The sequence below is a fragment of the Fodinibius salicampi genome, from assembly GCF_039545095.1.
In the GTDB taxonomy this organism is placed as follows: domain Bacteria; phylum Bacteroidota; class Rhodothermia; order Balneolales; family Balneolaceae; genus Fodinibius; species Fodinibius salicampi.
The window spans coordinates 444,533-469,734 of sequence record NZ_BAABRS010000003.1 but is presented as its reverse complement, the minus strand read 5'-3'; the positions used below and the strand labels follow the sequence as shown (position 1 = coordinate 469,734).

The following is a 25,202-nucleotide window of genomic DNA, read 5'->3' as shown; positions in this document are numbered from 1 at the left end:
ATTACTTAAAGCTTAATTTCTATTAATTATATATTACTTGGGTATTAATCATTAATTATAAAAAATACTTGTTCCGTATGGGGTAATCCTCGTATATTGTAAACAGTTGATTGAAACAAAGCCTTGCAACTGCAGGGCTTTTGTTGTTTTACCCTCCTTTTTAAATTAACTTTTCCTTTCTTCTAAGTAATCCATTATAGTGTCATTCTTTTTCTTATCCACCCTAATAATATAGTACTGATATAAAGAGAACTTTTGCTATTCTGTTATTACCTTATGGTTCAGTAGCTAATAGTAATTCGTAAACGGAAATGATCCGTATATGAAGCCTAAAAAAACAGTACGTGACTTATTGCTTGAACAGCTGGAGGGCCGGAATGCCCATGTTGATTTCAACCAGGCGGTACAGGGACTCACATATAAGCAGGCGGGAATAAAGGTAGAAGGAGTTCCTCATACTATTTGGGAGCTGATCGAGCATATCCGGATTGCTCAGGATGATATCCTGGAGTTTTCTAAGAATGTTGATTATAAGGAAATTGATTGGCCGGACGACTATTGGCCCGAATCGCCGAGCCCCGAAAACGAAGCGGAAATGGAAAGGGCGATTCAGGCAGTACGCGATGGTCTCAAAGAGATGCGTAAGTTGATCGATGATCCGGAAAATGACTTGCAACAACCCTTCCCTCACGGAGATGGACAAACACTATTTCGGGAAGCAATGCTTATTGTAGATCATAGTGCCTATCATATTGGCCAAATAGTGCTGATTCGTCGCATGCTTGGTAGCTGGTGAAACAGAGGGTTAAATAGCTTATTTTCATAAAGTTCGTATGTAGCAGATGAATACACATATAGTATGAAAGACTTATTACGGTTTTTACGGGATGCGCGTATAGGATATTTATTTTTTACGGCGCTCATTATTTTAGGGGTAATATATGGGGCATTTGAAATAATTGATCAAACATTGCTGTCTGATACTCCACAGGATACCATGCGGTGGCTTTATTTTAGCAGAGGGATTATTGTTTCGTTAGTTTTAATGGTTTGGGCAGCCTGGACGGTTTATAACTATCGGGCATACTATGAAGACCAGCTTGAGGCTACTAAGCTTCGTTATAGTGATATTATTGAGCACTCTGCTGAGGCTATTATTTCTCTTGATAATAAGGGGGTGATCGGTTCCTGGAATCGCGGCGCTGAAAAAATGCTGGGATGGAATCGGGATGAAATGATCGGGAGCTCGATTGAAAAAATAGTACCACCAGAACTGATTGAACAGGATGAATTCGGGGAAATAGGCTCAATCATGGAATCGCAGGGTTATGTACAGAATTATGAAACGGAAAGACTAACCAAGAACGGGGAGAGGAAACTGGTAAACCTGACAGAATCGTTTGTAAGGGATGAGAATAATGAGGTTGTCGGGCATTCCCAGATTTTGCGTGATTTAACGGATATAAAGATGCGACAGGAACAAATTCAGCAGTCCGAGCGGTTAGCAACGGTGGGACATATGGCCGCAGGAGTAGCCCATGAGGTTGGAAATCCCCTTACCGCTATTTCATCGCTTGTTCAGGTATGCCAGCGAAAAACCGATGATGAATTTATACAAAATCAGCTTAAAAAAGTCCGGGAGCATATCCAGCGCATTAATAAAATAGTGCGCGAGCTGGTAGATTTTTCCCGTCCATCAAATAAAAAAACAGAACATGCGCAGGTAAACGATATCATTCAGTCAGCGGTTGGTCTCTTAAAGCACGATGCCCGCTGTCGGGATGTTGCCTTTGAGCTTAATCTTTCGGATAGTCTGCCCGCTATTTCTTGTGTGCCCGATCAGATCCACCAAGTAGTAGTAAACCTATTGCTAAACGCAGTGGACGCAATGAAAAGGGTCGCCGATCCAAAGGTGATGATATCCACTGAAAGTCAGGATGATTATATTAAGATAACCGTTTCCGATGTAGGTAAGGGGATTAAGGAAGAGTATCAATCCAGAATTTTTGAGCCTTTTTTTACGACCAAAGAAGTAGGAAGCGGAACGGGTTTGGGATTATCCGTAAGTCATGGGATAATTACCCAGATGGATGGTTCAATTTGGGTGGATTCTGAGGAAGACAAAGGAACAACATTTACGATTAAATTGCCGATTTCAAAAAGATAAACTATGACAGGATCAATATTAGTGGCCGATGACGAATCGGGTATACGTGAATCTCTTACTATTGTATTAGAAGATGAGGGATATAATTGTACTGCAGTTAAGGATGGCCAAGAGGCGGTAGAAGCCATAGATAAGCACAGTTTTGATATCATTATTACTGATTTGAAAATGCCGAAAACCGATGGCCTTGGAGTGCTGGAATACGCCCTGCAACATTCATCCAATACACTTACAATCATTATTACGGCTCACGGAACTATCGAATCGGCAATTGAGGCATTACGCAAGGGGGCAGCTGACTATATTTTGAAACCCCTCGATTTTGATGAGGTGCTTATCCGGATAGAAAACCTGCTGGAGCATAAAAATCTGATTCAGGAAAATAAGTATTTACGGGAACAGATCGACCAGGAGTACAACTTCAATCATATTATCGGTGAAAGTGATGCCATGAAGAAGGTCTATAAAATGGTAGAGCGGGTAAGTAAGGCCACCAGCAACGTACTGATAACGGGAGACAGCGGAACGGGAAAGGAGCTTATCGCCCGGGCTATTCATTCTAACAGTGATCGCTCTAAGAAACCATTCCTGGCTATTAATTGCGGTGCTATTCCCGAGGATCTGATTGAATCAGAATTATTTGGCCACACAAAGGGAGCTTTTACGGGAGCCTCCTCTGATAAAGATGGTGTATTTGTGGCAGCTCATGGCGGAACGGTATTTTTGGATGAAATTGCTGAAATCCCTCTTAATCTTCAGGTAAACTTGTTGCGGGTGCTGCAGGAACGGGAAGTAAAGCCGGTGGGATCAAATAGTCACGTGAATTTTGATACGCGCATTATTTCCGCGACCAATAAAGATCTTGAAGCTGAAGTAGAGAAGGGCAATTTCCGGGATGATTTGTATTATCGATTAAATGTAGTAGAAATACCACTTCCCCCCTTGGAACAGCGCCGGGAAGATATTCCGCTGTTGGCCCACCATTTTTTACAAAAATATAATAAGGAGCTTAAGCGTAATCTTAAGGGCATTTCCAGCGAGGCGATGAGCGCTATGATGACATACCAGTGGAGAGGACAGGTACGGGAACTCGAAAATATTATTGAACGAGCGGTTTTACTCAGTGATAACGATTATTTGCAGTTAGAGGATCTGCCGGTAGCAATTAGAAAGTCAGTGGATTCGAGTGAGGTAAATATAACTATGGACAGTGAATCGCTGGATGAAGCCGTAAAGGTATTTGAAAAGCATCACATCCAGAGCATGCTAAAACGAACGGAAGGTAATAAATCGGAAGCGGCGCGCTTGCTGGGTATCGATCCTTCTACCCTGTACCGAAAAATGGAACGCCTTGGTTTATCGGACTAGACCGATTATTGTTAGTTCCGAAAGCGCCTGATCCTGGAGGGTTACTGTAACATCGAAATGAACGGTCAGTTCCTTTTTGGCTTTAATAAGACCGAACATTTTGCTGGGTGGATCAATATTGTAGGTATCCATATGAAGCTCTTTGATCCCTTTCACCTGGAATTTATTATTCTCTAAAACCCTGCCCTGAACTGTTACCGTAGTGGTATCTTTTACGCCGGCAATTTGCATGATGCCGTACGTTCTAATGTTCATCCAGCCATTATCGTGATTTTCAGAAACGGAATCGGAAGATTTCTGATCAGATGAAACCGCTGAGGCATCCAGAAGCTGATAACTGATGGTAGGATGCTTGGTAGCTTTTAAAGCTTCATACATATCTCTGTTCATCCCGCTTTTACCACAGTTGAGTGACTTAACGGGGAGGGTAACAGAAACCTGCACATCTCCTTCATTTGTAACGACAGATTGGGGATTCGAACGATTGTTTATTTGTCCCTTGCCCGAAAGTTCTTCAGCATTGCACTGGTAATCGACAGGGCCGGCAGAACCTTCAATCCACAATTGCCCGCCTTGCTCGATAGTAATCTCTCCCGGCATGGATTGGGATTGCGCCCCGCTTGCCATGGGGTATAGCAGAGAGATTGCCAGTATTATGAAGAAGGATAGTTTCAAGATTTTGTTGATTGAGTTATTAAATAAAGCGGGGCGCATTGTCCATCTGCGTTATTTATTGAACTGAGAAAAAGAGTTCAAAGTTTATAGTAACCATTTCACCACTTCTGACAGCCCCAAACATAGCAGTAGGGGGATCAACATTGTAGTCGTTCATGTCAATTTCGTAACTACCGGTAAACTTAAAGGTACCGTCGTCTTGAATCGTTCCCTCGACCGGGAAACTGATTTCATTACTGGTACCGGCGACAGTGAGCGTTCCTGATGTGTTGAGCATAAAGCCGGTATCGGAGGTAGTCTTCGCTAATTCCGAGGACGACATTTTAAATGTAATTGTTGGATTCTTGTCTTTTTTGAGGGCATCATACATTTTTCCATTCATGCGTCCCTTGCCGCTTTCAAGTCCTTCTACAGGAATAGTTAGAGAGAGAGCGGTAACCGGATTTTGAAGAGACTCTCCCTCTACAGCCGATTGGTCGAGTGAGATGTCAAAGTTCAGCTGTTCTACGTCAGCTGTCCAGTCGTGAACATTTGAAGTTCCATCGATTTGCATAGTACTCTTTTCCAATAGAGTAACGCTGTTTGATTGCGCGAATACATTACCTATAGCAACAGATAAGAACATAATTAAAGATGTAAGTAGATACTTCATAACAACCTCTTTTTAGATATTAAAAACAATGAGTTATTTGATATAAGTAATAGTGCAATCATCATACCAAAATTTGGATTATAAAATATTTTTTTGTGAAAAGGGGCCAGTTTATACCGTCTGAGGAGGGGTTTTGAGAATTATTTGGAAATTAAAAAAGTACACCTGATAGCTATATGCAGTTATGCAACGTAACGCTTCAAAATGATTGCATTGCTGCAACTATTAAATAATTACTGATAGCCTTTCGATTTGTAGATTCTCTTTTTTACTACTTCATGCCATAATTATGTCTTTTCTATAAAATTGGCCCGTTAATTGCAATAGTAATAGCAAGAGCTATTCATTACTACAATAGCAAGCAAATAATTATCAATGCAATTACCTTCAATTTTAATACTCGACAAAGAAGAAGCCATCCGGGATTCCTTACAGCTTTTACTGCAGGAAGAAGGGTATGACTGTTTTGTCCCCAAAGATGATGAGGGCTCCAAAGAGTATTTGAATAGAGAAAAGATTGATATTGTAATTGCATGCAGTCAATATATTTTTAAATCCACGCTGCTGCATGAGGTTAAACAAGAATTCCCTTCTGCAAAAGTTATTGCAATAATTTCATATCTGACCTACGAAACCTGTTACCTTGAATTAATGGAGTTGGCAGATGACTGCATCTTGGAGCCGATTGAATTCGATGAGCTGCTTGGAGTTATAAAGAAAATGACGCTTCCACTTGCCTGATAAAAATAAAAGAGATTCCTCATAACTTTAAAGTGGTTCTCTTCCTATTTTGTTACTTTTTCCTGTTATTCAGCACGCTATAACCCCAAGAGTGGTATTATAAGATTTGGTGATCCAAAATTTGTAATCAGCCAACTGATAGAAGGCGTAATAGCATTACTTGTCTTTACTTTTTCGTGCCAGGTATTCCTGCTAGAACATTCATTTAGTTTTATATAAGACACATCATCCGTTGAAGAATATCTGGCCTAACCTTAAGGTATATAATGGTTTCTTCGGAAAAGGAATACTATATACAAGCAACATAAACTTTTCTGCAGGAGACTGAGAGTTTTCTATTTGTGCTGGAATGTTTAGGAGGTACGGCGAACTCAACTTCTAGTCCAAGATATCCGGGACAGGTCATAAAAATTAGAACCGGTAATAAGCTTTTCTATTTTAGGTAGGACTGAACGATTAATAGGTAAGGATCTGAGTAGATGAATCTTTCAAAAAACTATCAGATATCTTAAATGTTAATTGGGGGATCAGAAAACAAATTCCTTTCAACTGGCAATTGATTTATGTTAATCTGGGCTACCGATAATGGAAGCAACAGGTGTTTCAATTATCAGATGACGGACAGGCCGAAAGGATGTTACTATTAGAAATCTGGTGGAGAAAAAAGCCTTAGAAGAAAATTATGTATAAAATAAAAACGGTGCCGCCATATCCTGACGACACCGTTGAGGGATTATATATGATTTGCCTTAGGGATGAGGCAAACAAAGAGGTATTTATGTTTAGAAACTGATAACGGCTTCGAGCATTACACCATCAAATTCGCCACCTTGGTATTTGGTGTCGGTATAACCTTCACCGTCAAAAGATTGAGTGACATACTCGAGTTTGGCCATCACGTTTTTAGTAAGGAACCAACCGCCGCCAATGTTAAAGCGATCGATTTCTATATCTCCACTCATAGTTTCGCCACTGACCAGGTTATATCGACCACCCAGGTAAAAGTCTTCATTTGCACCGAAGCGATACAACAGTTCGGCACCATATTGGTTGAAGGTTCGGGAATCGTTGCCTTTGATATTTCCAGAAGTATTTTCGAAAACACCGTAGAATTCAAGTCCCTGGAATTTTACGAATGGGTTGATCATAATGGCAGTCATTTCACCCGCAGCAGCAGGCTCACCACGTCCGGGAGTAAAGCTGGGGGCAAATCGGCCAGAACGGAATCCGTCATCCATTACACTATAATAACGAGAACCTGCTCGGTCTCCGGAATAGAGATAGATGGACGGAGAATTTGAGACATTCAGGACTGAACCTGTTAAACGGAAGTGTAATTGGTCGCCCATTTTTTTGTCATAACCTAATTTACCATAAACGGTAGCATGCGTTTTAATATCCCCCGCAACAACGCTTTGATTCAGTTTGCCATTGCTTACACCTAACATTGCTAAAAGGCCTTTATCGTAATAATAAACCTCTCCTGCAACTTCAGTAGTAAATGAATCCATAATGTAGTTTCCTACAAATGGGTTGTGGATGGCAAAAGCGTTATCGGTACGCCGAAAATGGTTGTCCCCGTAGTTCAGCTCCATGTGACCTACTTTAAAGCGCATCTTATCCATAAGTCCGGATAATAAACCTTCCTTAATGAAATCCAGTCGGTCAACTTGCATGTATCCACTTTTTACATAGGCTTCGGTGTGGTGTTGTGAGGTTAAATAGGTTCGCAAATGCATTCTCAGTCCGTCTCCGAGTCCAACATCGAGGTCCAAGTTAGATGTTGCGAGGTTGAAGTTTGATTCAAGTGCCGGAAGGTCACCTGCATCGTTATCCTGGCTTAATCCCTGAAACTGGAGTGTATTGGCTCCACCAATGCGAACATTGACTCCGTCAAATTCGACATCGGTTTGGAATGGGGCCTCAAACTGATTAAGTCCTCTTTGGTCGGGATAAGTATAGTATTGCAGATCCCGATCAAATTGGGCAAATGCGTTTCCGGCCATGAAAAAGAAACCGAGAACTAGGGTAGTGATGTATTTTATGGAGAGCTTCATAATGATACTCCTTTTTTTTGTTATTACTGTTAGTTGTTTAATAATGCTTATTAAAAAATATTTGATCTTTCTTCGTTGAGTTTTATAGTGATACAATATCTATTCCAAAACGGTACCAGATAAGAAAAAAAATTCATAAAGGGGCATAATGGAACATAAGGTGTGTTTTTTTTGAAACTTTTTTACCTGGTAGATGATCAACGGAGAAAAGAAAAGGAGATTAATTGCAGTTGTGCAAGCATGAATATAGGAGTGATGCAATACTGCAATATGAGAATAGGCAGAGATTTACTAATTTGAGAAATATGGTTTATTTAACATTAAACTATATTTATTCTATATTGAATTGCACCATCTAACACTAACAAAGAAAGGGGTTATTATGGATGCGTTATTAAAAGCAGGTCGTTATTTATATGCACTACCAATGGGTGTTTTTGGATTATTTCATTTTATGAATACAAGCCAAATGGCCGGTATGGTTCCCATCCCCGGCGGAGTATTTTGGGTTTATTTAACTGGAGTGGCCTTGCTGGCAGCTTGTATTAGTATTCTTATAGGTAAGAAGACCCGGTTGGCATGCCTGCTGCTTGGGGGGATGCTTCTTATTTTTATGTTAAGCATACATCTGCCTTCTGCAATGGGAGATGGAGGGTCATCAGCAATGACGATGTTGCTTAAAGATACGGCTCTGGCCGGAGGTGCTTGGATTCTTGCCGGACAGTTTGAAGATGAGACAAGCCTGGAGCCCGAAGTCTGAACACTTGAGTGAAATTTAGCAGAATAATTATATAGGACCTGTTATTTAATATATACTGACAGGTCCTATTTTATTTTTGCTACCTATCCTATCCCCTTGATTTCTCCCAAGGACCATTGATAGCCAGTGTTATGCCGGAATGCTGGATGTTCATAAAAAGGGTTGAACCATCGGGTGAAAATACAGCTCCAGCCAATTCAGAATTAGATTTTGCATTTCGACCAAGCTTATAGACTTTTCCCTCAGGAGTTATGCCATTTAGATCCTGTTTTTCGTCGGTATCTTCACAGACTATTAAGTCACCCCAGGGAGCAACCGTAAGGTTATCAGCATTTTCTATGATGGTGCTGTCCAGTGATTCTACAAATAGTTCAAGGGTACCGGGATTGTTTTCTTCACCAGAGGTGGCTTCATCCGTACTGGGCGTGTATTTCCATATTTGACCCAATTCTTCAGGTCCGCCATTTGTACAGGCAAAATAGATTGCATCATTTCCATACCACATGCCTTCTCCCCGGGCAAAACGAGCCGCACCATCATTAAATCCACGGTAGCGGAGATCATCGTTCGGACTGTCAACATCTTTTACATCAATCCATTCTGTCTGTAAATTTTCTCCTACTTCTATTGTTTGGGACTCCCAGTTACGGGTATCTAAACTTGGACGTTCTTTGACAGCGAGAGCCTGTAGTTTACCTCCATCCAGTAATTTAGCCGGCGTATTGGGAATAAACCGATACAGTAAGCCTTCAGAATCGTCCTCGGTGAGATAGATTACATCGCTGTTGGGATCAACTGCTACGGCTTCGTGGTTAAAACGTCCCATATCTTTTATAGGAATGGGACGGGCGCGACCGATTTCTGCGGAGGCCGGTACTTCAAATACATATCCGTGTCGTTTGGCATAAACATCATCGGGCTCGGTCACAATTTCTTCGCAGGTTAGCCAGCTGTTCCAGGGCGTCGGTCCCCCGGCGCAATTACGTAACGTTCCTGCTATGCTCAGAAATTCACGAACAATCTGTTGATTTTCGGTATCGTAGACGATAGTCGTCGTCCCTCCTTGTCCGGGATTGTTATCCTGACCGAGGTCGTAGAATTCATCGGGACCTAGCTTGTCCGTTAAGGCAAAGTCTTCTCCAAAGGCACTTTCGGCGCCTCCTTTAGCAGGATTAACTTCATGGTTGCGGATCAAAATGGTGAGTCCATCCGGCCCCGGAAAGGTAGCCATGCCATCAGGGCGATGAGGTACAAACAAGCCGTCATCCATCTGATCCCCGAATTTAGAGATTATTTTGTAGTTAAATCCTTCTGGAAGATCAAAGAGTCCATTGGGATCGGATTGCAGGGGTCCAAAAGGATCCGTTATCAGATTTTTGCTCATTCGGTCCGAGGGAGTACAGCCGCTGATAATTTGCAGCCCGGAAAACCCTAATGTAAGCGCTCCGGCCTGTTTTAAAAAATGTTTGCGGGAAATAGACATAGCCAAGTTAATCCTAAATTTTTATAAGAACGTACGTAACAAAAGGTTTCGCAACCTTTTAACATATCAAAGTCTTTTAGGATAACAACTTTAAGGAGAAAATCCAGTTATGAGAATATTAATTTATAATTAAGCCTTTGCGGGACTCACACTTTCGTTAGTGAACGGGATCCAGTTTTTACTGCGGACGCGGGCAAGGAATTGTTCGGCAGAGACATATACAACCGGGATGAATACCAGTGTAATCAGGGTTGAGGCTGTAAGCCCGCCAATAACTACACGTGCCAGGGATGCCTGTATTTCGGCTCCCGCTCCTACTCCAAATGATAACGGTAATAATCCTAAGACAGTGGTAAGTGTAGTCATTAGTATAGGACGCAGGCGGAGCTTTCCAGAATAGATAACAGCTTCCCGGACGTTCATGCCGTGCTCTCTTCGCATCAGGTTGATATAGTCTACCAGTACAATCGCATTATTTACTACAATACCTATGAGCATCACGATCCCCATCATGCTCTGCATATTGATAGTTGTGCCCGTAATCAGAAGCGTTGGAACAACCCCAATAACGGCAAGCGGTACTGAAAACATAACAACCAGCGGATCAAAGAAACGCTCAAACTGGGCTGCCATAACCATATAGATAAGTATCAGTGCCATAATTATGGAAAGTTGAAAATCAGCAGCTGCTTTCTGCTGCTCTTCATATTCACCACTGTATACTATAGAAAAACCATCGGGCAGCGGTACATCGGAGAGTTTAGCCTGAATCTTTTCGACTGCTTCCCCCAAGGCAACTCCGCTTTCCAAATTTGCCGAGATATACGACACGCGCTGACTGTTTATACGGTTGATATCCGTAGGTCCCCGGCCCTTCTTTTGTGAGACAACAGCCGATATAGGTAATACCTCTCCGTTCGCTGCCCGGATGGAAATGTTATCAAGATCAGTCGTGCTTAGACGGTCATCAGGCTGGAGCCGGACATTTATCGGAAACTCATCTCCTCCTACACGGTACGTTCCGGCCCTGCTGCCGCCTATATTTGTTTGGATGACCCGGGCTACTTCACTTACAGTGAGGCCAAGATCTGCTATTTTTTCCCGGTCAAAGGTCATGTTTTCTTCAGGCCGACCCTCTCTGCGGTCAACCCGAACACCCGAAACTTCTGGGATTTCTTCCATACGCAGTTTAATTTCCTGGGAGATTTTCTGGGCCTGATCCAAGTTATAACCCCTGAGCTGTACTTCCACGGCTTCTCCTCCCCCGGATCCAAACAGCCGACGCAAAATCCATAGCCCCGATTGAGCACTTACGCGAATATCTCCACCCGGAATTGTGCCGGCTACTTTTTCGCGAAGCTGATCTGCAATTTTCGAAGTGCTTTGTGACCGTTCAGAAGCATTAACCATGGAAATTTCAACTTCAGCACGACCGTCACGAACGTCCGTGGTAAGATGGTCGACATCGTCCATGGGTAGGTTTGCGCGTACTACTTTTTCAAGTTCCTGAAGGTATTCGTTTTGAACCGCAATATTAGTGCCCTCTGCCATCATAAAGTCTACATCTATTTCATCAGCATCCGATTGCGGGGCCAGTTCAACGGGAATGATAGGAATGAGTAAAAAGGATCCGATAACCAATACCCCGGTGATGCCAAATACCCATCCTTTCCTCCCCAGTGTATAGCTAATAAAATCGGTATAATTATTTTCCAGCTTCTGGAAGTAACGCTGGAACCAGTTTTTCTTTTGCGCTTTTTCTGACTTTTCCGGCTGTACCGTAAGAAATTTACTGCAGAGCATGGGAACCAGCGTTAACGCAACAAAGAGGGAGCAAACCAAGGCAAAGACCACAACAAGAGCAAGTTGCTGGAAGATCGTACCGGAAATCGTTTGCATAAATACGACTGGCAGAAAGATAACAGAAGTGGTGATAGTAGAAGCGATAATAGCCCCACCTACTTCCCGGGTTCCGACCAAGGCACTGGCCTTTAGGTCTTTTCCACGTTCCTCCCTGAGACGTATTATATTTTCGAGGACCACAATGGCGTTATCCACAATAAGCCCAACTCCTAAAGCGAGTCCCCCGAAACTCATTTGGTTTAAGGTTAGCCCGTTAAAGTACAGCAAGGCAAAAGTGGCAATAATAGATATGGGTATTGCTATTGCAATAATGAAAGTAGAAGATCCATTCCTGAGAAAGAGATATAATACAAATATAGCAAGTAAAGCTCCCCAAACGGCTGAGTTTTGAACATTATCAATGGAACTTTGGATAAATTCACTCTGGTCGGTGGTGACAAAGAGCTCCATGTCATCACGTTGCTCGTTAACCCGCTCAATTTCATTGCGAATATTTTCTGCTACTGCAACGGTATTAGCCCCGGTTTGTTTTCGAATCCCAAAGCGAACCATTGGTTTTCCGTCAATAGTTACCAGGCGATTGAGGTCTTCATACCCCCATTTTACTTCGGCCACATCTTTCACTCTAATTGGTTTGCCTTCAACCGTAGTGATAATGGTATTCGAAATTTGATCGAGTGATTCATATTCGCCTAATGTACGGACATAGAGTTGCTGAATACCTGAATTAACGTTGCCACCGGGCAAGTTAACATTCTCGCTGGCAATAGCTTGTTGTACCTGGGCTGATGAAAGTCCACTGGCAATTAACCGATCCCGCTTGAGCTCTATGTGAACTTCTCTGTAGACTCCGCCCCATATATCAATAGAGCCAACCCCCGGGATCTGTTCAAACTGTTTGGTAACCTCGCGTTCCAGCAGCTGGGTCAGTTCCTGCAGGTTTTTGTCAGAATTAGCTCCTACAATGACTACCGGGAAGTTATTCGGATCAAACTTCCATATACGCGGAGCTTGTGCCTCGGGTGGGAGTTCATCCCGGATCCGGTCCAGGGCGGCACGTATATCATTGGCAGCGACGTCAATATCTGTACCTTGTGTAAACTCTAAAGTCACGCGGCTTTGTCCTTCAGAAGAGCTTGATCTAACGCGCTCAACACCAGGCACTCCAGCAATGGTATTTTCAATCCGCTGGGTTATAATTTTTTCTATTTCTTCCGGCCCTACATTCGGGTATTCCGTTGCTACGGTTAGCTGTGGATATTCTACAGGGGGGAGAAGATCAATAGGCAGATATCGAAATGACATAACACCCAGCACGATGATGATGAGAAACAACATCGTTGTGGCGATCGGACGATTGACAGCAGTTTCGGTAATTTTCATAGTAGTTCAGTTTGTAATAAGCTCTTTTTAATTATTCATTAGCTGTCTGGATGCTATCCAGTACACGCTGTAGCAGGTCTTGTCTTTGCATCCCCTGCATGGCCAGAATGCGTTCCCAAGAACTGGTTCGAACGCGAGCCTGGTTTCGTCCTTCCGATAGCAAATCCTGACCAACAATTACGACCCAGTCGCCGGGTTCAACGCCATCCACTGCTACCTCCATGCGACCTTCAGCGATAACGTCTACTTCCCTGAATTGTACTTCTGTGGCTTCCGTAAGAGGAGGAGGATTATCAGCGTTTACTTGCTCAGCCGGCTGGATTTCGCTTCCAAGAGAAGTTGCTACATATACTCCGGCATTGCCCGTATTCGGATCGGAATAGAGGCCGCTGGTAGGAATTAATGTGGCTTGCTGACTTTCTCCATATAGGATATCAACTGGGACAAACATACCCGGACGTAGAATGTTATTTTCATTCTCTACATCAATTTCGCCCTCCGTGCTTCGGGTAACATTATTTAGAAAAGGAGAAATACGAGAAAGTCCAGCTTCGATAACTTGATCGCCTACATGGATATTAGCGGTTTGTCCAACAGATATGTCGTTGAGCATATTGTCGGTTAGTACTACCTCAACTCGGAGATTGTCTAAGTCTCCAATCGTAAACAATTGTGTATTGGAGCCAACCTGCATCCCCATTTCTGCATTGCGTTGACCCACAGTTCCGGTAATGGGGGCTCTCACAACAGTCTGTGACAGCATTTCCTGACGTTCTTCCAAAGTAGACTGCGCCTGTTCAACCTGGGCTTCTGCAAGTTCTACATCTGCTTCTGCGGATTCCATCTGAGCCTCCATGCGTTCCATTTCGAGATCACTGGAGAGTTCCTTTTCACTAAGCTGCCGCGTTCTACGGTATTCAGATTCAAGCTCGCGGTATTGGGCTTGGGCCTGCTTTAATTGGGCTTGGTTAATCTTAAGGTTGGCCCGGGCCTGCTCTACTTGTTCCTGGTACTGTTTATCCTCAAGCGATACAAGAGGATCACCCTTTTGTACGTTATCACCCGTACGGACGTGGACCTGTGTAATACGCCCGGAAATTTCCGGATACAAAACGACTTGGTTGTCCGCTACAACGGTTCCGCTTAATCGTTCTGAAAGGGGAAGGGACCCATACCGCGCCTTTACCGCTTCAACAGCAGGGGTTACAGAGGCTGTTTCACCTGCATCTCCTCCTGAACTTTCTGTATTTTCTCCCGAGCAGCCTGTAACAAGTAGAGTAACCGCGAATAGAATTGTGATTGGTTTAAAAAAATTGATCAAAAGCTTTTTCATTTTGCAAGTGTAGAATTAATGATTGCTCAACTGCATATAGTATTAGAAAATAGAAACCTTAGGAGAAAACGTTCGTTTATAGTTGTAATAAGTTGTTAGCAGATATGATATGTGATAATCCTGAAGGAATCTTGAAGGGGATAGGTTATCCACTGTTAGAGCGAGGACAGATTTAACGAATAGTAAATAAACTAATCAATTAGTTAACTATAGAATATCCTAATTAACGATAAAAAGATGTTTTTGTTCTCTATATCAGGTTGCTTACTTAGTGCTTAAAGATTAGTCATGGTAATTTTTGCATTACTTATGCTGCTCTCGATAATGGCATCGATAACTTGCATGTTTTTCAAAGCATCCTCGAAAGGAGTTGGAACGGGACGGTCCTCAATAATGGCTTGTGAGAATCGTTCTCCCTGAGCGGTAAACTGATTACAGGGAGCGATTTCTGTAGTATGATCTTTGCCTTCGATCTGTATATGAATATAGGTCGGTTCATCAGTGGGGGCATTAAAAGGCATGGAGAGCTCAATCATTCCCTTGCTCCCAAATATTTTTACTTTTTGATGAGGAGCCAGCTGGGTACCGCTTGTAAACGTGGCAGAACCGCTGGGGAAGTTCAGTATTCCCGACGACAGCCGATCTATATTGAGGTTTGGATCTTCTTCCAGACTCCCTATGACCGACTTGGGTTCTTCATCAAATAAAAACCGGGGAACGGAAATACAGTAACAACCAATATCCATCAGACTTCCACCTCCAATATCGGATATATTGCGAATATTTTCAGGATCAACATTGTAATAGGAAAAGAAGGATTGTACGGTTTGCAGTTTGCCAATAGCCTCCTTTTGTATCAGCTCCTTAACTTTGATCCACCGGGGATGATGCCGGTACATAAAGGCTTCCATTATTTTTAGTTCTTGATGCCTCTCGGCTTCGGCCAGGAGCGTTTCCGCTTCTTTATAGGACAGCCCTATGGGTTTTTCGCAAAGCACATGCTTACCCGCCCGTAAGGCTTTTATGGACCAAGGAACGTGCAGGTGATTAGGGAGCGGATTATAAACAGCATCAATGTCAGGGAGATCCAGCAATTCTTCGTACGATCCCACAGCTTGTCCGATTCCCAATTTATCGGCTGCTTCTTTTGCCCGTTTGACGCTTCGAGATGAAATAGCCACAATTTCACAGTTATCGGCCTGCTGCATAGCGGGAATAACTTTTTCAACTCCAATTTTAGCGGTGCTTAAAATCCCCCAGCGAATATTCCGTTCTTTTCCCATAAGTTTATATTTATATCAGATAAAGTAGAGTTAAACTACTTTAGTTATTAAGATTCATTGTCAGAGCTGTCTCCATCATTTCCGTCGACTTCCGGAGGCAGCTGTACGCCAGACATATTTTTAAAGACTTCGAGCATCTCCATAGGCAGCGGGATAAATGCGAAGGTTGCATTCTCTTCACTGATATCGGTCATTGTTTGCAGGAAACGGAGTTGCAGGGCCATCGGAGCTTCTTTCATCATAGTAGCAGCTTCAACGAGACGCTCAGCGGCCTGGAACTCACCTTCGGCGTTAATCACTTTCGCTCTACGTTCGCGCTCGGTTTCAGCCTGTCGGGCCATCGCACGTTTCATATTTTCAGGTAAGACTACATCGCGGACTTCTACCGAGACCACCTTGATACCCCAGGGATCTGTCTGACGGTCAATAATTTCTTGAATATTTTTATTGACCTTTTCACGTTCCGCCAGCAATTCATCCAGTTCAACCTGTCCCACTATACTACGCAGGGTAGTTTGAGCGAGCATCGACGTTGCGTGAATGTATTGTTCTACCTGTATAACGGCATCCTCGGCATCAATAACACGAAAGAACGTAATTGCATCTACGTGTACCGTAACATTATCTTTGGTGATAACTTCCTGCCGGTCCACATTAATGGTAAGAACCCTAAGATCCACTCGTTCTATCTTATCGATAAAGGGAATAAGGACAATAAGTCCCGGTCCTTTTGTGCCCTGGTATTTACCCAACCGAAAAACAACGGCCCGTTCATATTCCCTCAAAATTTTGAACATCTGAGGCAGAAGAATAGCTGCCAGAACAGCGATGGTGATAATCCATGTAAGAGAATTGATAAATTGATCTCCATTTTCCATGATAGTATGTAAACTTTATTGGTGTTGATTATGTGCTGCGCTTTACCTTGGCCGTAAGGCCTTCAATCTCAACGATTTCGCAAACTTCTCCTTCCTTAATTTCTTCATCGCTTACTGCATTCCAGTATTCCCCGTTAACAAAAATTCGTCCTTTTCCATCCTTAATAGATTCGATGATCTCCCCCTTACGCCCAACCATTGACTCTTTTCCGGTGACGTTATTGGAAAACTGTATGCGGATTCCCTCGGTGACAATCCAGACAAAAAACAGGGTTGTTAATACGGTGGCCGGGACGAGCCATGCCCAGGAAAGTTCCATCGATTGAGGCAAATCCTGGAATAGCATGAGCGCCCCAAGAAAAAATGCAACTGCCCCACCCCCAATGAGAATACCAAAGGCCGGAGTAAACGCTTCGGCAACAAAAAGAACAATCGCTAAACCAATGAGTGCAAACCCTGCGATATTAATCGGCATGGAAGCCGAGGCATAAAGTACCAGTATCAGTGCGATAACGCCTGCCACGCCCGGGACGATGGCACCGGGATTCGTAACCTCTCCAATGATACCGTAAATGGCAATCATAGTGAGAATGAGCATCACTTCAGGACGCATAATGAAGCTCAGGAGATTTTCGGCTAAATTAGTAGGAATTTCTTCAATGGTAGCGTTTCGGGTTTGTAGAGTATCCCCATTCACAACTCGTCCATCAATCTGTTTGAGCAGCTCATCCCGATCATTGGAGATAAAATCAATAACATTGAGTTTGAGGGCTTCCTCAGCGGTAATGGATTCGCCGTCACGTACAGCGGACTTTGCCCACTCGGCGTTCCGGTCACGCCGGTTTGCCACACTTTCAATAAAGCTTTCTGAATAGTTAAATATTTTCTTCTGCATTACCGAATCTTGCTGTCCACCTCCCATCTGTACAGGAGATGCCGCCCCAATGGTCGTAGCTGGGGCCATGGCAGCGATATGGGCAGCCATGGTAATGAATGTACCGGCACTGGCCGCTCGCCCGCCTTCAGGCGCTACATAGACAATAATTGGAAGATTATCGGAGTCCAGAAATACCTGAACAATATTCTTGGTTGATTCCAGCAATCCGCCGGGCGTATCCAACTGAATAATAAGCGCTTCGGCCTGCTGTTCCCGGGCTTTTGCAATAGCACGGTTTATATAGTTCGTAGTGGTCGGAGAGATAGAACCATCCACAGCAATCATCATGATGGTAGGCGCGGAAGTTGCTTCATTGTTAACGGCAGGGGTATCCTGCTGGCCACTGGCAATAGTGGTTATAGAAAAAAGGAGTGTTATGATCAGCGTTTGTTTCATACTATTAATAAGATATCAAAAAGGACTTCGGAAGCAATAGCGGTGCAGGAATAATCTTAATTCAATAGTAATTAAGCAACTTGCCGCATTTCTTTGAATGCTTTCAATAATTAGTACAGTCAATATTAATTAATCAATTAGTTTTGTTTAGTTCTCTTGTATAATCTATATTAACTGGAGCTGATTATTATTAACTAACTAATTAATATTATGCCGGAAAGCAAGTCGGGAAGCCGATCAGAGATTATTAACGCTGCTAGGACAGAATTTTTAGCCCGGGGATACGAGGGGGCCCGCATGAAAAATATTTCCGATCATATAGGAGTATCTCAGGCAATGATTCACTATTATTTTAATACCAAGAAAGAGCTGTTTGAACATGTATACGCTCAGTCTGTAGTTACCGTGTTTGATGGTTTATCAGAAAAGCTGGAAGAAGATATCCCTATTTTTAAAAAAATTGAGCAATTTATCGATTTTTGCCTGCAAAGGGCCGATGACCATTCCGAGGCTTTGGGGTTCATTATTACAGAAAGCCGACGTAACCCGGATTGGCTCATTCCACTTTTTAAAGAGCAAGTTTCCCTGGACAGTGATGTACTGAAAAGTCAAATTGAGGAAGCAGCCTCAGACTATTTGATTACTTCAGTAGAGCCGGAACAGCTGCTTCTTAATATTTTTTCGCTGTGTTATTATCCAACACTCGCGTTCCCTGTACATAATGCGATGTTACCCAATAAGCCTGGTCTAGTCCGAAGTGCTACAGATCGGAAAGGAATTGTTTTAGATACTGTTTTAAACTGGCTGACGTCTTAAAAACTAGTGCTCAGAGGCAATTTCAGTAATGCCTTCGCGAATGACGGAAAGAATCAGGTCAATTTCCTCGAGATGAGTGCGAAAATGGAGCACGGCTAGTCGCAGGTATACCTTCCCGTTGATGTGGGTAGACGATAAAAAGACACGACCGTCGCGGTGGATATAATCCACCAAGTCTTTGTTAAACTCATTGGCAGCGCCGGAGTCGGGAATGTATCGGAAGAATAGTATGGAAAGTTCTGGTTCCGGTCCTACCTCGATACCCTCTATTTTCTGTATTTCCTGGTAGAAGTAACGGGTAAGCAATAGCTTCTCGTCCAGCGCAGCCCGAAAAGGAGCTATACCCAGTAGTTGAAGCGGAAGCCACATGCGCAAGCCGCGAAAATGTTTGGAAAGCTCCGGAGACAGGTCGGCCGGCGACCACTCTTCGGTCGCTTTCAGGGTATCCTGCATGTAGTTTGCCATCATATGCTGGGATTTGAAAAGCTTCTTCCCGTCTTTAACGAGTACAGCCCCTGTTCCATAGGGTAAAAAGAGTCCTTTATGAGGATCAATTGTTACCGAATCGGATTGTTCAATCCCCTTCATTACTTTTGTTCCATGTTCAGTAAGTAGAAAAAATCCGCCGTAGGCAGCGTCTACATGGAACCAGAGATTATGGTTTTGGGCGATACCCGCAATCTCATCCATCGGGTCGACGGCTCCCAGGTCGGTGGTACCCGCTGATGCAAATATCATCAGTGGAATGAGTCCATCTTTTTTATCATTTGCGATCTGTCGGGATAGTGCTTGCGGTTTCATTCGAAATCGGTCATCCATCTCAACTTTTCGTATTTTAGCTTCCCTGAGACCTGCAAATTTTATAGCCTTGATTACGCAGTGATGAACCTGGTGGGTAGTATAAATCACTGCTCTTTCAAAATCTTTCGCTTGAATACCGGAATCATCCCGGGCGGCAACCATTCCAATAAGATTAGCGATGGATCCTCCGGAAGTCAGGTTTCCGGCCGCTGTATCAGGATAGCCAACGAGGTCGCACATCCAGCGGATGCATTTATTTTCTATCTGTACAGCTCCGGGGGATGAGAAAAAGACGCCGGCATATCTGTTGGTAATGGCTGCCAGGAAGTCGGCAATAGCAGAGGGGTATATTCCGCCCCCAGGAATATACCCGCCATGTTTACCCGAAGCAGGATTTAGCCCTTTACTGTCAACTTCTGAATTGAGTACGTTCAGCAGTTTTTTAAAGGATTTTCCTCCCTCCTCAAAAGAAAGTTTGTGCAGCTTGCTTTCAGTACTATTGAAGCTCTCAAAGGCGGGTTTCTCGGATATCTCACTTATAAATTCTTCTCCATATCTGCCGGCTTTTTCCAACATTGTAGATCGCTGCCGGTCAGAAATTTCCAGTCGCCGGGACTGTTTTTCGAGTTCTCTAATGCGTTTCTCCATAGAAACTATAACAGTTTGCTGAATAGAAAATAAATGGATATGAATATACGACTCCCGAAAACAGACGCAAAATTATAATTATTGGTTCTAGAAATAATTGGTCGGAAATAAGAACTAAAAAGAATTGATTTTACGTTATAAATACGGTTGTGATAGCATATTTATATCGGAAAGAGAAACATCAGGTTCTCTCATACGTATAATAGCTATAAAAATAGAAAAGGAAGAAGTTATGAATAGAAACGGATTACGCACGGTATTTTTAATGACCCTTGCCGCAGTTTTGTTTATGCTGGTGGGCCAGGTTTTAGGTGGTTCAACAGGACTTATAATAGCCTTTGTTTTTGCGATGGGAATGAACTTCTTTAGCTATTGGAAGTCCGATAAAATGGTGTTGCGCATGTACGATGCACAGCCGGTAGACCAGCAATCGCATCCGGAGTTGTACGGGATGGTTGAGGAATTAACCCGGCGGGCGGAAATACCAATGCCAAAGCTATATATTATTCCCCAGCAGCAGCCCAATGCTTTTGCAACGGGACGCAATCCTGAAAATGCGGCAGTGGCCTTCACCGAAGGTATCCTGCAAGCTCTGGATAAGGATGAGCTTCGTGGTGTTACGGCTCATGAGTTAGCGCATATCAAAAATCGGGATATTCTTACTCAAACGATTGTGACAACGGTAGTTAGTGCTCTGAGTATGCTGGCGCAATTTGCCTATTTTATTCCGATGGGAGGTAATGACCGCGGGGCAAATCCATTGGTAGCGCTTATTGTACTTATTACCGCTCCCATTGCGGCTATGATGTTACAGTCCGCTATCAGCAGGACACGGGAATACGAGGCTGATCGCGAAGGAGCAGAAATATCCGGCGCGCCCCACCATCTAGCTTCTGCACTGCAGCGTATTCAAAAAGCGGCTGAGGAAGTCCCCATGAGGGTTTCGGAATCGGCTATGCGCTCAACTTCTCATATGTTTCCTGTAAATCCCTTTAATGGCGGACGTTTTATGAGTCTGTTTTCTACCCATCCGGATACGGAAGACCGGGTTAAGCGTTTAATGCATATGGAGAAAACCGGGCAGTATCTTTTTGATTAAAGATGGAGTGCTAAAGAAGAGAATCAAACTTTTGAACATTGCTTACTCCTCTTCGTTATTATATTGCTCCTCAAAAGCATTCCTGATGCGTTGGTTCATGTGGCGTTTGTAGTTTTTATACTCGTATTTGCGTACAGTAAATTGCGAATGGTATTTACTATCGTTGCAATCAACCTTAAGCTTGTTAGGATGCTCAGCTTCGGTAATCGTAACTTCGATGGGGCCTAATTTGTAAGAATCAACCACAGAACTCATAGCAGGTACTTTATTAAGTTTACGAAAAGATAAGATAAAGTAACTTCTTTTTGAATTTATATTGTCACCAGATTTGGTTTGTATATATAACATTCCAAATAAAAAAGCCCTGCCGAAATTGACAGGGCTCGTATATTGTATATAACCAAGTAAGTTAGGGATGGATTTTAATCTCGAATGCCGAAGCGTTTTTTAACTTCTGCATATGACATCTTTTTAATCTGATCCTTAGATATCTTGCTTTTTGCCGCTACCCCGCCGGGGATAAGGACATAGCGATATTCCAAAGAACTGGCAAAACCGACACTAGCGCTGTTATCGTGTGTGAAGCGAGTAATAAATAGCCTGTTCAGTCGTGGAAGGAAATCCATAGTATTTGTAGCTCCTCCTGCATAACCAGTGTAGGGAAGAGGGTATATGTCGCTGGAATATTCCATGTAGACATTAACCACGCCTTGATCTATGATTTCCTGGGAGATCTGTGGAGCATCAATATGGCCCACTTGCATGTCACTTCCGTCGATAGTGGTATCTCGAACGGCAGAATCCAAGGTAGTCCAAGAAGAATAGATAACATTAGCGGTACCTTTCAGGTTTATTGGCGTTCCCCAACCACTATTGGTTTTGGGTCCGTAGAAGTCGAAGTTGCTTTTATCTAAGTAGTAATCCCCTACAATACCCAGTGAAGCATCGGGGGAGCTAGTTCCAGAATGTATTTGGCTGCCGTCTTCGCCGTCAGCACCATCTTGTCCGTCAACACCGTCTTGCCCCTGCAGGCTGATAGGGGTACCCCATCCATCATCGTTTTTTGGACCATATAGCTCCCCAGTATCCTGGTTCAGGTAGTAATCGCCATTTACTCCGGTATCTGCTGAGGGTGCACCGGACCCGGCATGGATTACGCTACCATCTTCACCAGCGGGTCCTACCGGTCCCTCAGGACCAATAGGTCCCTGTGGACCTTGTGCTCCATCTGGTCCCTGCGGACCTTCACAGCCAGCCATAGTTCCCAAAACTAATGCCAGTGGCAATGCAACTAACAACAGTTTCTTTAAGATATTCTGTCTTCGTTCTCTCTTAGTAGTTGTATTCATAATAAGGTGTACGTTCTTTTTAATTACATTGTGAAATTCGAAGGAGAGTATTTGACTCTCTTCATTAGTATGGTATACGTGGTATGAAACAAAATGAGCTCAAAATATTCGGATATTTCCTTAAGTTTATGGCATCCCTGCAAATTATACCCGTAATATTATACAGGTAGTATTTTAATTTTGATCTAAAGGATGGTAGCCCGAAAAATTGACGTTTTAACCCTCGATGGTATCATATATTATATGTTGAGCCCAATTGGTTTCGGAGCATGGTAAATCTATTTGGCTCCCTTATCAACATTAGATAACCAACTTATTTGTGATAAAAAATTAGAAATATTTAAATAATGAGCATTAACTTGCGAGCAGAATATTAACTATGATTTATATACTTATGGGCGTCTCCGGTGCTGGTAAAACGTTAATTGGTAACAAATTATCGAAAAGCTTGGATATTCCCTTTTACGATGGCGATGACTTTCATCCCCCGGCTAATGTCCAAAAAATGAAGTCGGGAGAACCATTAAATGACGACGATCGGCGTCCTTGGCTGGAATCGCTGGCCAATAATATGATTAAATGGGAGCAGAACGGAGGAGCAATCCTGGCCTGCTCAGCCTTGAAAAAATCGTACCGGAAGATACTTAGCTCTAAAACTGATACCCAATTTATTTACTTGAAAGGATCTCCTTCCCTCATTGCAGATCGATTGGCGGAACGGAGTGGACATTATATGCCACCGGAATTGTTGCAGTCTCAGTTTGATGCGCTAGAGGAACCGAATGAGGCTCTTACCGTTTCTGTTGAGCCATCTCCAGAAGAAATTGTTTTAACCATTATGGAAAGACTTGAAGAAAAAAAATAACTAATGTTTTCTATTGCGATTATTGACTTTGTAAATATTTCCGGTATCGTAATATTTAGCTTGTTATAATTTATAGGGACAGTGATAAGGATTAATACTTTTGAATAGCAACAGATCAATGAAGAAATCGGATATTGGTATTTATGGGCTTGGTGTTATGGGGCAAAATCTGGCCCTCAATTTTAATGATAATGAATTTAGGGTATCTGCGTTTAATCGTAAACTGCCCGGTGAAGATAACTTGGTTAAAGAGTTTATGAATGGCCCCGCTTCCAAAACAGCCATTCAGGGATTTGAGGAAGTTGAGGACTTTGTTCAATCTATAAAGCCACCCCGAAAAATACTGATAATGGTAAAAGCTGGTGCCCCGGTGGATTCCGTTATTGATCAGCTCAGACCTCTCTTGGATGAAGGGGATATTCTTATTGACGGAGGGAACAGCCACCATGCTGATACGAACCGACGGTCAGATATGCTGGAGAATCAGAATATTTATTATGTGGGGACAGGCGTTTCTGGCGGGGAAGAAGGGGCACGAAATGGACCTTCTTTAATGCCCGGGGGGAGTGAAAAGGCATGGCCAGAAATCAAGCCCTTATTTGAATCCATTGCGGCTACCTCTCCGGATGGTGATGCCTGCTGCTCGTGGATGGGGTCGGCGGGTGCAGGGCATTTTGTAAAGATGGTTCATAACGGTATTGAATACGCCATTATGCAGATGATTGCCGAATGTTATGAGATTATGCGCCTCGGAATGCAGATGGATAATGCTGATATCGCCCAAACGTTTAGCTCATGGAATAGTGATCTGTTAAGCAGCTATCTACTCGAAATAACAGCTGATATTTTCAGGGTGAAAGATCCGGAAGATGATCGAACCTATATCATTGATCATATTCTTGATAAGGCGGGTCAAAAAGGAACGGGTCGATGGACTGCGCTTACGGCCCTGGAATTGGGAGTACCGTTGCCGATGATTACAGAAGCCGTCTTTGCACGGACAATGTCCAGTTTTAAAGATCTGCGGATTAAGGCTTCGGAGGAATTTGAGGTCAATACGATTCCTTTACTTAAAAAAGAATCATTAGATCAGCTTCGCGAAGCGTTGCTTGGTGGACAGCTAATTGCTTTTTCGGAAGGTTTTTGGCTGTTAAGAGCAGCTAAACAGGAATACGGATGGGAAATTCCGTTTGCCGAAGTTGCCGATACCTGGAGTGGCGGATGTATTATCCGGTCTGCGTTGTTAAAACCCATTGCAGCCTCTTTTCGGGAAAAGCCGGAGTTGCAACATTTGTTGCTGGCTCCTCTCTTAAAAGAGATGACCAATTCTGTTCATGAAAATTGGCGTCTAATAGCGGCACACGCTGTTGAATCCGGATTGGCGGTACCGGTAACTGCTGCAGCACTAGCACATTTTGATAGCTTGCGGTCAGAACGCCTGCCGGCAAATTTGATTCAGGCTCAGCGTGATTATTTTGGGGCCCATCAGTATGAACGAACAGACCAGCCCCGTGGAAAGTTTTTCCATACGAAATGGAAGGAACGATTGCAGTAGCGGTGTTCTTGTAAACGTTCGAAATTTTTTGAGGGATGACAATACGGTAGCAGTATAGCTTCCTATATTATCATCCAATGGATCGAAAACTGA

21 protein-coding genes are annotated in these 25,202 nt (G+C 43.2%); 9 read left to right on the top strand and 12 right to left on the bottom strand.

Going from position 1 to position 25,202, the window contains the following annotated elements; all coding sequences use genetic code 11:
- Window positions 1-322 precede the first annotated feature (322 nt).
- The 3 genes from ABEB05_RS13090 to ABEB05_RS13080 all read left to right on the top strand — a co-directional run bounded on the left by ABEB05_RS13090 (window position 323) and on the right by ABEB05_RS13080 (window position 3,535).
- Window positions 323-796 carry a DinB family protein gene (locus tag ABEB05_RS13090; protein ID WP_265790815.1) on the top strand — a complete coding sequence of 158 codons (474 nt, stop codon included), beginning with the start codon at window positions 323-325 and terminating at the stop codon, window positions 794-796.
- 63 nt (window positions 797-859) lie between these two features.
- Entirely contained in the window at window positions 860-2,167 is a 1,308-nt protein-coding gene (locus ABEB05_RS13085) for a two-component system sensor histidine kinase NtrB (protein ID WP_265790813.1), read from the top strand.
- Between the two features lie 3 nt (window positions 2,168-2,170).
- Complete coding sequence (locus ABEB05_RS13080; RefSeq protein WP_265790811.1) at window positions 2,171-3,535, top strand: sigma-54-dependent transcriptional regulator; 1,365 nt, start codon at window positions 2,171-2,173, stop codon at window positions 3,533-3,535.
- Here the strand turns inward: ABEB05_RS13080 and ABEB05_RS13075 are convergent.
- Entirely contained in the window at window positions 3,524-4,210 is a 687-nt protein-coding gene (locus ABEB05_RS13075; protein ID WP_265790809.1) for a YceI family protein, read from the bottom strand. The genes ABEB05_RS13080 and ABEB05_RS13075 overlap by 12 nt on opposite strands.
- Window positions 4,211-4,265: 55 nt before the next feature.
- Window positions 4,266-4,862, bottom strand: a complete 597-nt coding sequence (locus ABEB05_RS13070) for a YceI family protein (protein WP_265790807.1) — start codon at window positions 4,860-4,862, stop codon at window positions 4,266-4,268.
- A gap of 375 nt (window positions 4,863-5,237) precedes the next feature.
- Between ABEB05_RS13070 and ABEB05_RS13065 the strand changes: the two genes are divergently transcribed.
- The gene (locus ABEB05_RS13065; protein ID WP_265790805.1) at window positions 5,238-5,603 is read left to right on the top strand and encodes a DNA-binding transcriptional response regulator; all 366 of its coding nucleotides are present in this window, start codon (window positions 5,238-5,240) and stop codon (window positions 5,601-5,603) included.
- Between the two features lie 782 nt (window positions 5,604-6,385).
- Here ABEB05_RS13065 and ABEB05_RS13060 read toward each other — a convergent pair.
- The gene (locus tag ABEB05_RS13060; protein ID WP_265790803.1) at window positions 6,386-7,660 is read right to left on the bottom strand and encodes a hypothetical protein; all 1,275 of its coding nucleotides are present in this window, start codon (window positions 7,658-7,660) and stop codon (window positions 6,386-6,388) included.
- A 382-nt stretch (window positions 7,661-8,042) separates the two neighbouring features.
- Here ABEB05_RS13060 and ABEB05_RS13055 point away from each other — a divergent pair, with 382 nt between their 5' ends.
- The gene (locus ABEB05_RS13055) at window positions 8,043-8,420 is read left to right on the top strand and encodes a DoxX family membrane protein (protein WP_265790800.1); all 378 of its coding nucleotides are present in this window, start codon (window positions 8,043-8,045) and stop codon (window positions 8,418-8,420) included.
- Window positions 8,421-8,508: 88 nt separating this feature from the next.
- On the opposite strand, the gene ABEB05_RS13050 is transcribed toward ABEB05_RS13055, so the two are convergent.
- The 6 genes from ABEB05_RS13050 to ABEB05_RS13025 form a co-directional block, all read right to left on the bottom strand.
- On the bottom strand, window positions 8,509-9,903 hold the full coding sequence (locus ABEB05_RS13050) for an alkaline phosphatase PhoX (protein ID WP_265790798.1): 1,395 nt from the start codon (window positions 9,901-9,903) through the stop codon (window positions 8,509-8,511).
- Window positions 9,904-10,032: 129 nt separating this feature from the next.
- A complete protein-coding gene (locus ABEB05_RS13045) occupies window positions 10,033-13,149 on the bottom strand; it encodes an efflux RND transporter permease subunit (protein ID WP_265790796.1) in 3,117 nt (1,038 codons plus the stop codon).
- A 31-nt stretch (window positions 13,150-13,180) separates the two neighbouring features.
- Complete coding sequence (locus ABEB05_RS13040; protein WP_265790794.1) at window positions 13,181-14,482, bottom strand: efflux RND transporter periplasmic adaptor subunit; 1,302 nt, start codon at window positions 14,480-14,482, stop codon at window positions 13,181-13,183.
- A 275-nt stretch (window positions 14,483-14,757) separates the two neighbouring features.
- Entirely contained in the window at window positions 14,758-15,765 is a 1,008-nt protein-coding gene (locus ABEB05_RS13035; RefSeq protein ID WP_265790792.1) for a Gfo/Idh/MocA family protein, read from the bottom strand.
- Between the two features lie 47 nt (window positions 15,766-15,812).
- Window positions 15,813-16,643: a slipin family protein gene (locus ABEB05_RS13030; RefSeq protein WP_265790790.1), complete on the bottom strand. Its 831-nt coding sequence runs from the start codon at window positions 16,641-16,643 to the stop codon at window positions 15,813-15,815.
- A gap of 28 nt (window positions 16,644-16,671) precedes the next feature.
- Window positions 16,672-17,976 carry an NfeD family protein gene (locus tag ABEB05_RS13025; RefSeq protein ID WP_265790788.1) on the bottom strand — a complete coding sequence of 435 codons (1,305 nt, stop codon included), beginning with the start codon at window positions 17,974-17,976 and terminating at the stop codon, window positions 16,672-16,674.
- Between the two features lie 210 nt (window positions 17,977-18,186).
- On the opposite strand from ABEB05_RS13025, the gene ABEB05_RS13020 reads away from it, so the two are divergent.
- Complete coding sequence (locus tag ABEB05_RS13020; protein WP_265790786.1) at window positions 18,187-18,792, top strand: TetR/AcrR family transcriptional regulator; 606 nt, start codon at window positions 18,187-18,189, stop codon at window positions 18,790-18,792.
- 3 nt (window positions 18,793-18,795) lie between these two features.
- Here the strand turns inward: ABEB05_RS13020 and ABEB05_RS13015 are convergent, their stop codons facing one another.
- The gene (locus ABEB05_RS13015) at window positions 18,796-20,241 is read right to left on the bottom strand and encodes a pyridoxal phosphate-dependent decarboxylase family protein (RefSeq protein WP_265790784.1); all 1,446 of its coding nucleotides are present in this window, start codon (window positions 20,239-20,241) and stop codon (window positions 18,796-18,798) included.
- Between the two features lie 232 nt (window positions 20,242-20,473).
- On the opposite strand from ABEB05_RS13015, the gene htpX reads away from it, so the two are divergent.
- On the top strand, window positions 20,474-21,340 hold the full coding sequence (gene htpX / locus ABEB05_RS13010; protein WP_265790782.1) for a zinc metalloprotease HtpX: 867 nt from the start codon (window positions 20,474-20,476) through the stop codon (window positions 21,338-21,340).
- Between the two features lie 42 nt (window positions 21,341-21,382).
- Here htpX and ABEB05_RS13005 read toward each other — a convergent pair whose 3' ends face one another.
- Together ABEB05_RS13005 and ABEB05_RS13000 are read right to left on the bottom strand one after the other, a co-directional pair.
- Window positions 21,383-21,595, bottom strand: a complete 213-nt coding sequence (locus tag ABEB05_RS13005) for a hypothetical protein (protein WP_265790780.1) — start codon at window positions 21,593-21,595, stop codon at window positions 21,383-21,385.
- Between the two features lie 167 nt (window positions 21,596-21,762).
- Window positions 21,763-22,689, bottom strand: a complete 927-nt coding sequence (locus ABEB05_RS13000) for a collagen-like domain-containing protein (RefSeq protein ID WP_265790778.1) — start codon at window positions 22,687-22,689, stop codon at window positions 21,763-21,765.
- 379 nt (window positions 22,690-23,068) lie between these two features.
- Here ABEB05_RS13000 and ABEB05_RS12995 point away from each other — a divergent pair, with 379 nt between their 5' ends.
- Window positions 23,069-23,554 (top strand): gluconokinase, encoded by a 486-nt coding sequence (locus ABEB05_RS12995; RefSeq protein ID WP_265790776.1) that lies wholly within the window; start codon window positions 23,069-23,071, stop codon window positions 23,552-23,554.
- Between the two features lie 118 nt (window positions 23,555-23,672).
- On the top strand, window positions 23,673-25,109 hold the full coding sequence (gnd, locus tag ABEB05_RS12990; protein ID WP_265790774.1) for a decarboxylating NADP(+)-dependent phosphogluconate dehydrogenase: 1,437 nt from the start codon (window positions 23,673-23,675) through the stop codon (window positions 25,107-25,109).
- Window positions 25,110-25,202 lie beyond the last annotated feature (93 nt).

Bases quoted from the DNA above. Each gene is read 5' to 3' on its own strand.
- ABEB05_RS13035 (WP_265790792.1), bottom strand. From the start codon at position 15,765: ATGGGAAAAGAACGGAATATTCGCTGGGGGATTTTAAGCACCGCTAAA.
- ABEB05_RS13070 (WP_265790807.1), bottom strand. From the start codon at position 4,862: ATGAAGTATCTACTTACATCTTTAATTATGTTCTTATCTGTTGCTATA.
- ABEB05_RS13045 (WP_265790796.1), bottom strand. From the start codon at position 13,149: ATGAAAATTACCGAAACTGCTGTCAATCGTCCGATCGCCACAACGATG.
- gnd (WP_265790774.1), top strand. From the start codon at position 23,673: ATGAAGAAATCGGATATTGGTATTTATGGGCTTGGTGTTATGGGGCAA.
- ABEB05_RS13055 (WP_265790800.1), top strand. From the start codon at position 8,043: ATGGATGCGTTATTAAAAGCAGGTCGTTATTTATATGCACTACCAATG.
- ABEB05_RS13040 (WP_265790794.1), bottom strand. From the start codon at position 14,482: ATGAAAAAGCTTTTGATCAATTTTTTTAAACCAATCACAATTCTATTC.
- ABEB05_RS13020 (WP_265790786.1), top strand. From the start codon at position 18,187: ATGCCGGAAAGCAAGTCGGGAAGCCGATCAGAGATTATTAACGCTGCT.
- ABEB05_RS13065 (WP_265790805.1), top strand. From the start codon at position 5,238: ATGCAATTACCTTCAATTTTAATACTCGACAAAGAAGAAGCCATCCGG.
- ABEB05_RS13080 (WP_265790811.1), top strand. From the start codon at position 2,171: ATGACAGGATCAATATTAGTGGCCGATGACGAATCGGGTATACGTGAA.
- ABEB05_RS13025 (WP_265790788.1), bottom strand. From the start codon at position 17,976: ATGAAACAAACGCTGATCATAACACTCCTTTTTTCTATAACCACTATT.
- ABEB05_RS13060 (WP_265790803.1), bottom strand. From the start codon at position 7,660: ATGAAGCTCTCCATAAAATACATCACTACCCTAGTTCTCGGTTTCTTT.
- ABEB05_RS13005 (WP_265790780.1), bottom strand. From the start codon at position 21,595: ATGAGTTCTGTGGTTGATTCTTACAAATTAGGCCCCATCGAAGTTACG.
- htpX (WP_265790782.1), top strand. From the start codon at position 20,474: ATGAATAGAAACGGATTACGCACGGTATTTTTAATGACCCTTGCCGCA.
- ABEB05_RS12995 (WP_265790776.1), top strand. From the start codon at position 23,069: ATGATTTATATACTTATGGGCGTCTCCGGTGCTGGTAAAACGTTAATT.
- ABEB05_RS13015 (WP_265790784.1), bottom strand. From the start codon at position 20,241: ATGGAGAAACGCATTAGAGAACTCGAAAAACAGTCCCGGCGACTGGAA.
- ABEB05_RS13030 (WP_265790790.1), bottom strand. From the start codon at position 16,643: ATGGAAAATGGAGATCAATTTATCAATTCTCTTACATGGATTATCACC.
- ABEB05_RS13090 (WP_265790815.1), top strand. From the start codon at position 323: ATGAAGCCTAAAAAAACAGTACGTGACTTATTGCTTGAACAGCTGGAG.
- ABEB05_RS13000 (WP_265790778.1), bottom strand. From the start codon at position 22,689: ATGAATACAACTACTAAGAGAGAACGAAGACAGAATATCTTAAAGAAA.
- ABEB05_RS13050 (WP_265790798.1), bottom strand. From the start codon at position 9,903: ATGTCTATTTCCCGCAAACATTTTTTAAAACAGGCCGGAGCGCTTACA.
- ABEB05_RS13085 (WP_265790813.1), top strand. From the start codon at position 860: ATGAAAGACTTATTACGGTTTTTACGGGATGCGCGTATAGGATATTTA.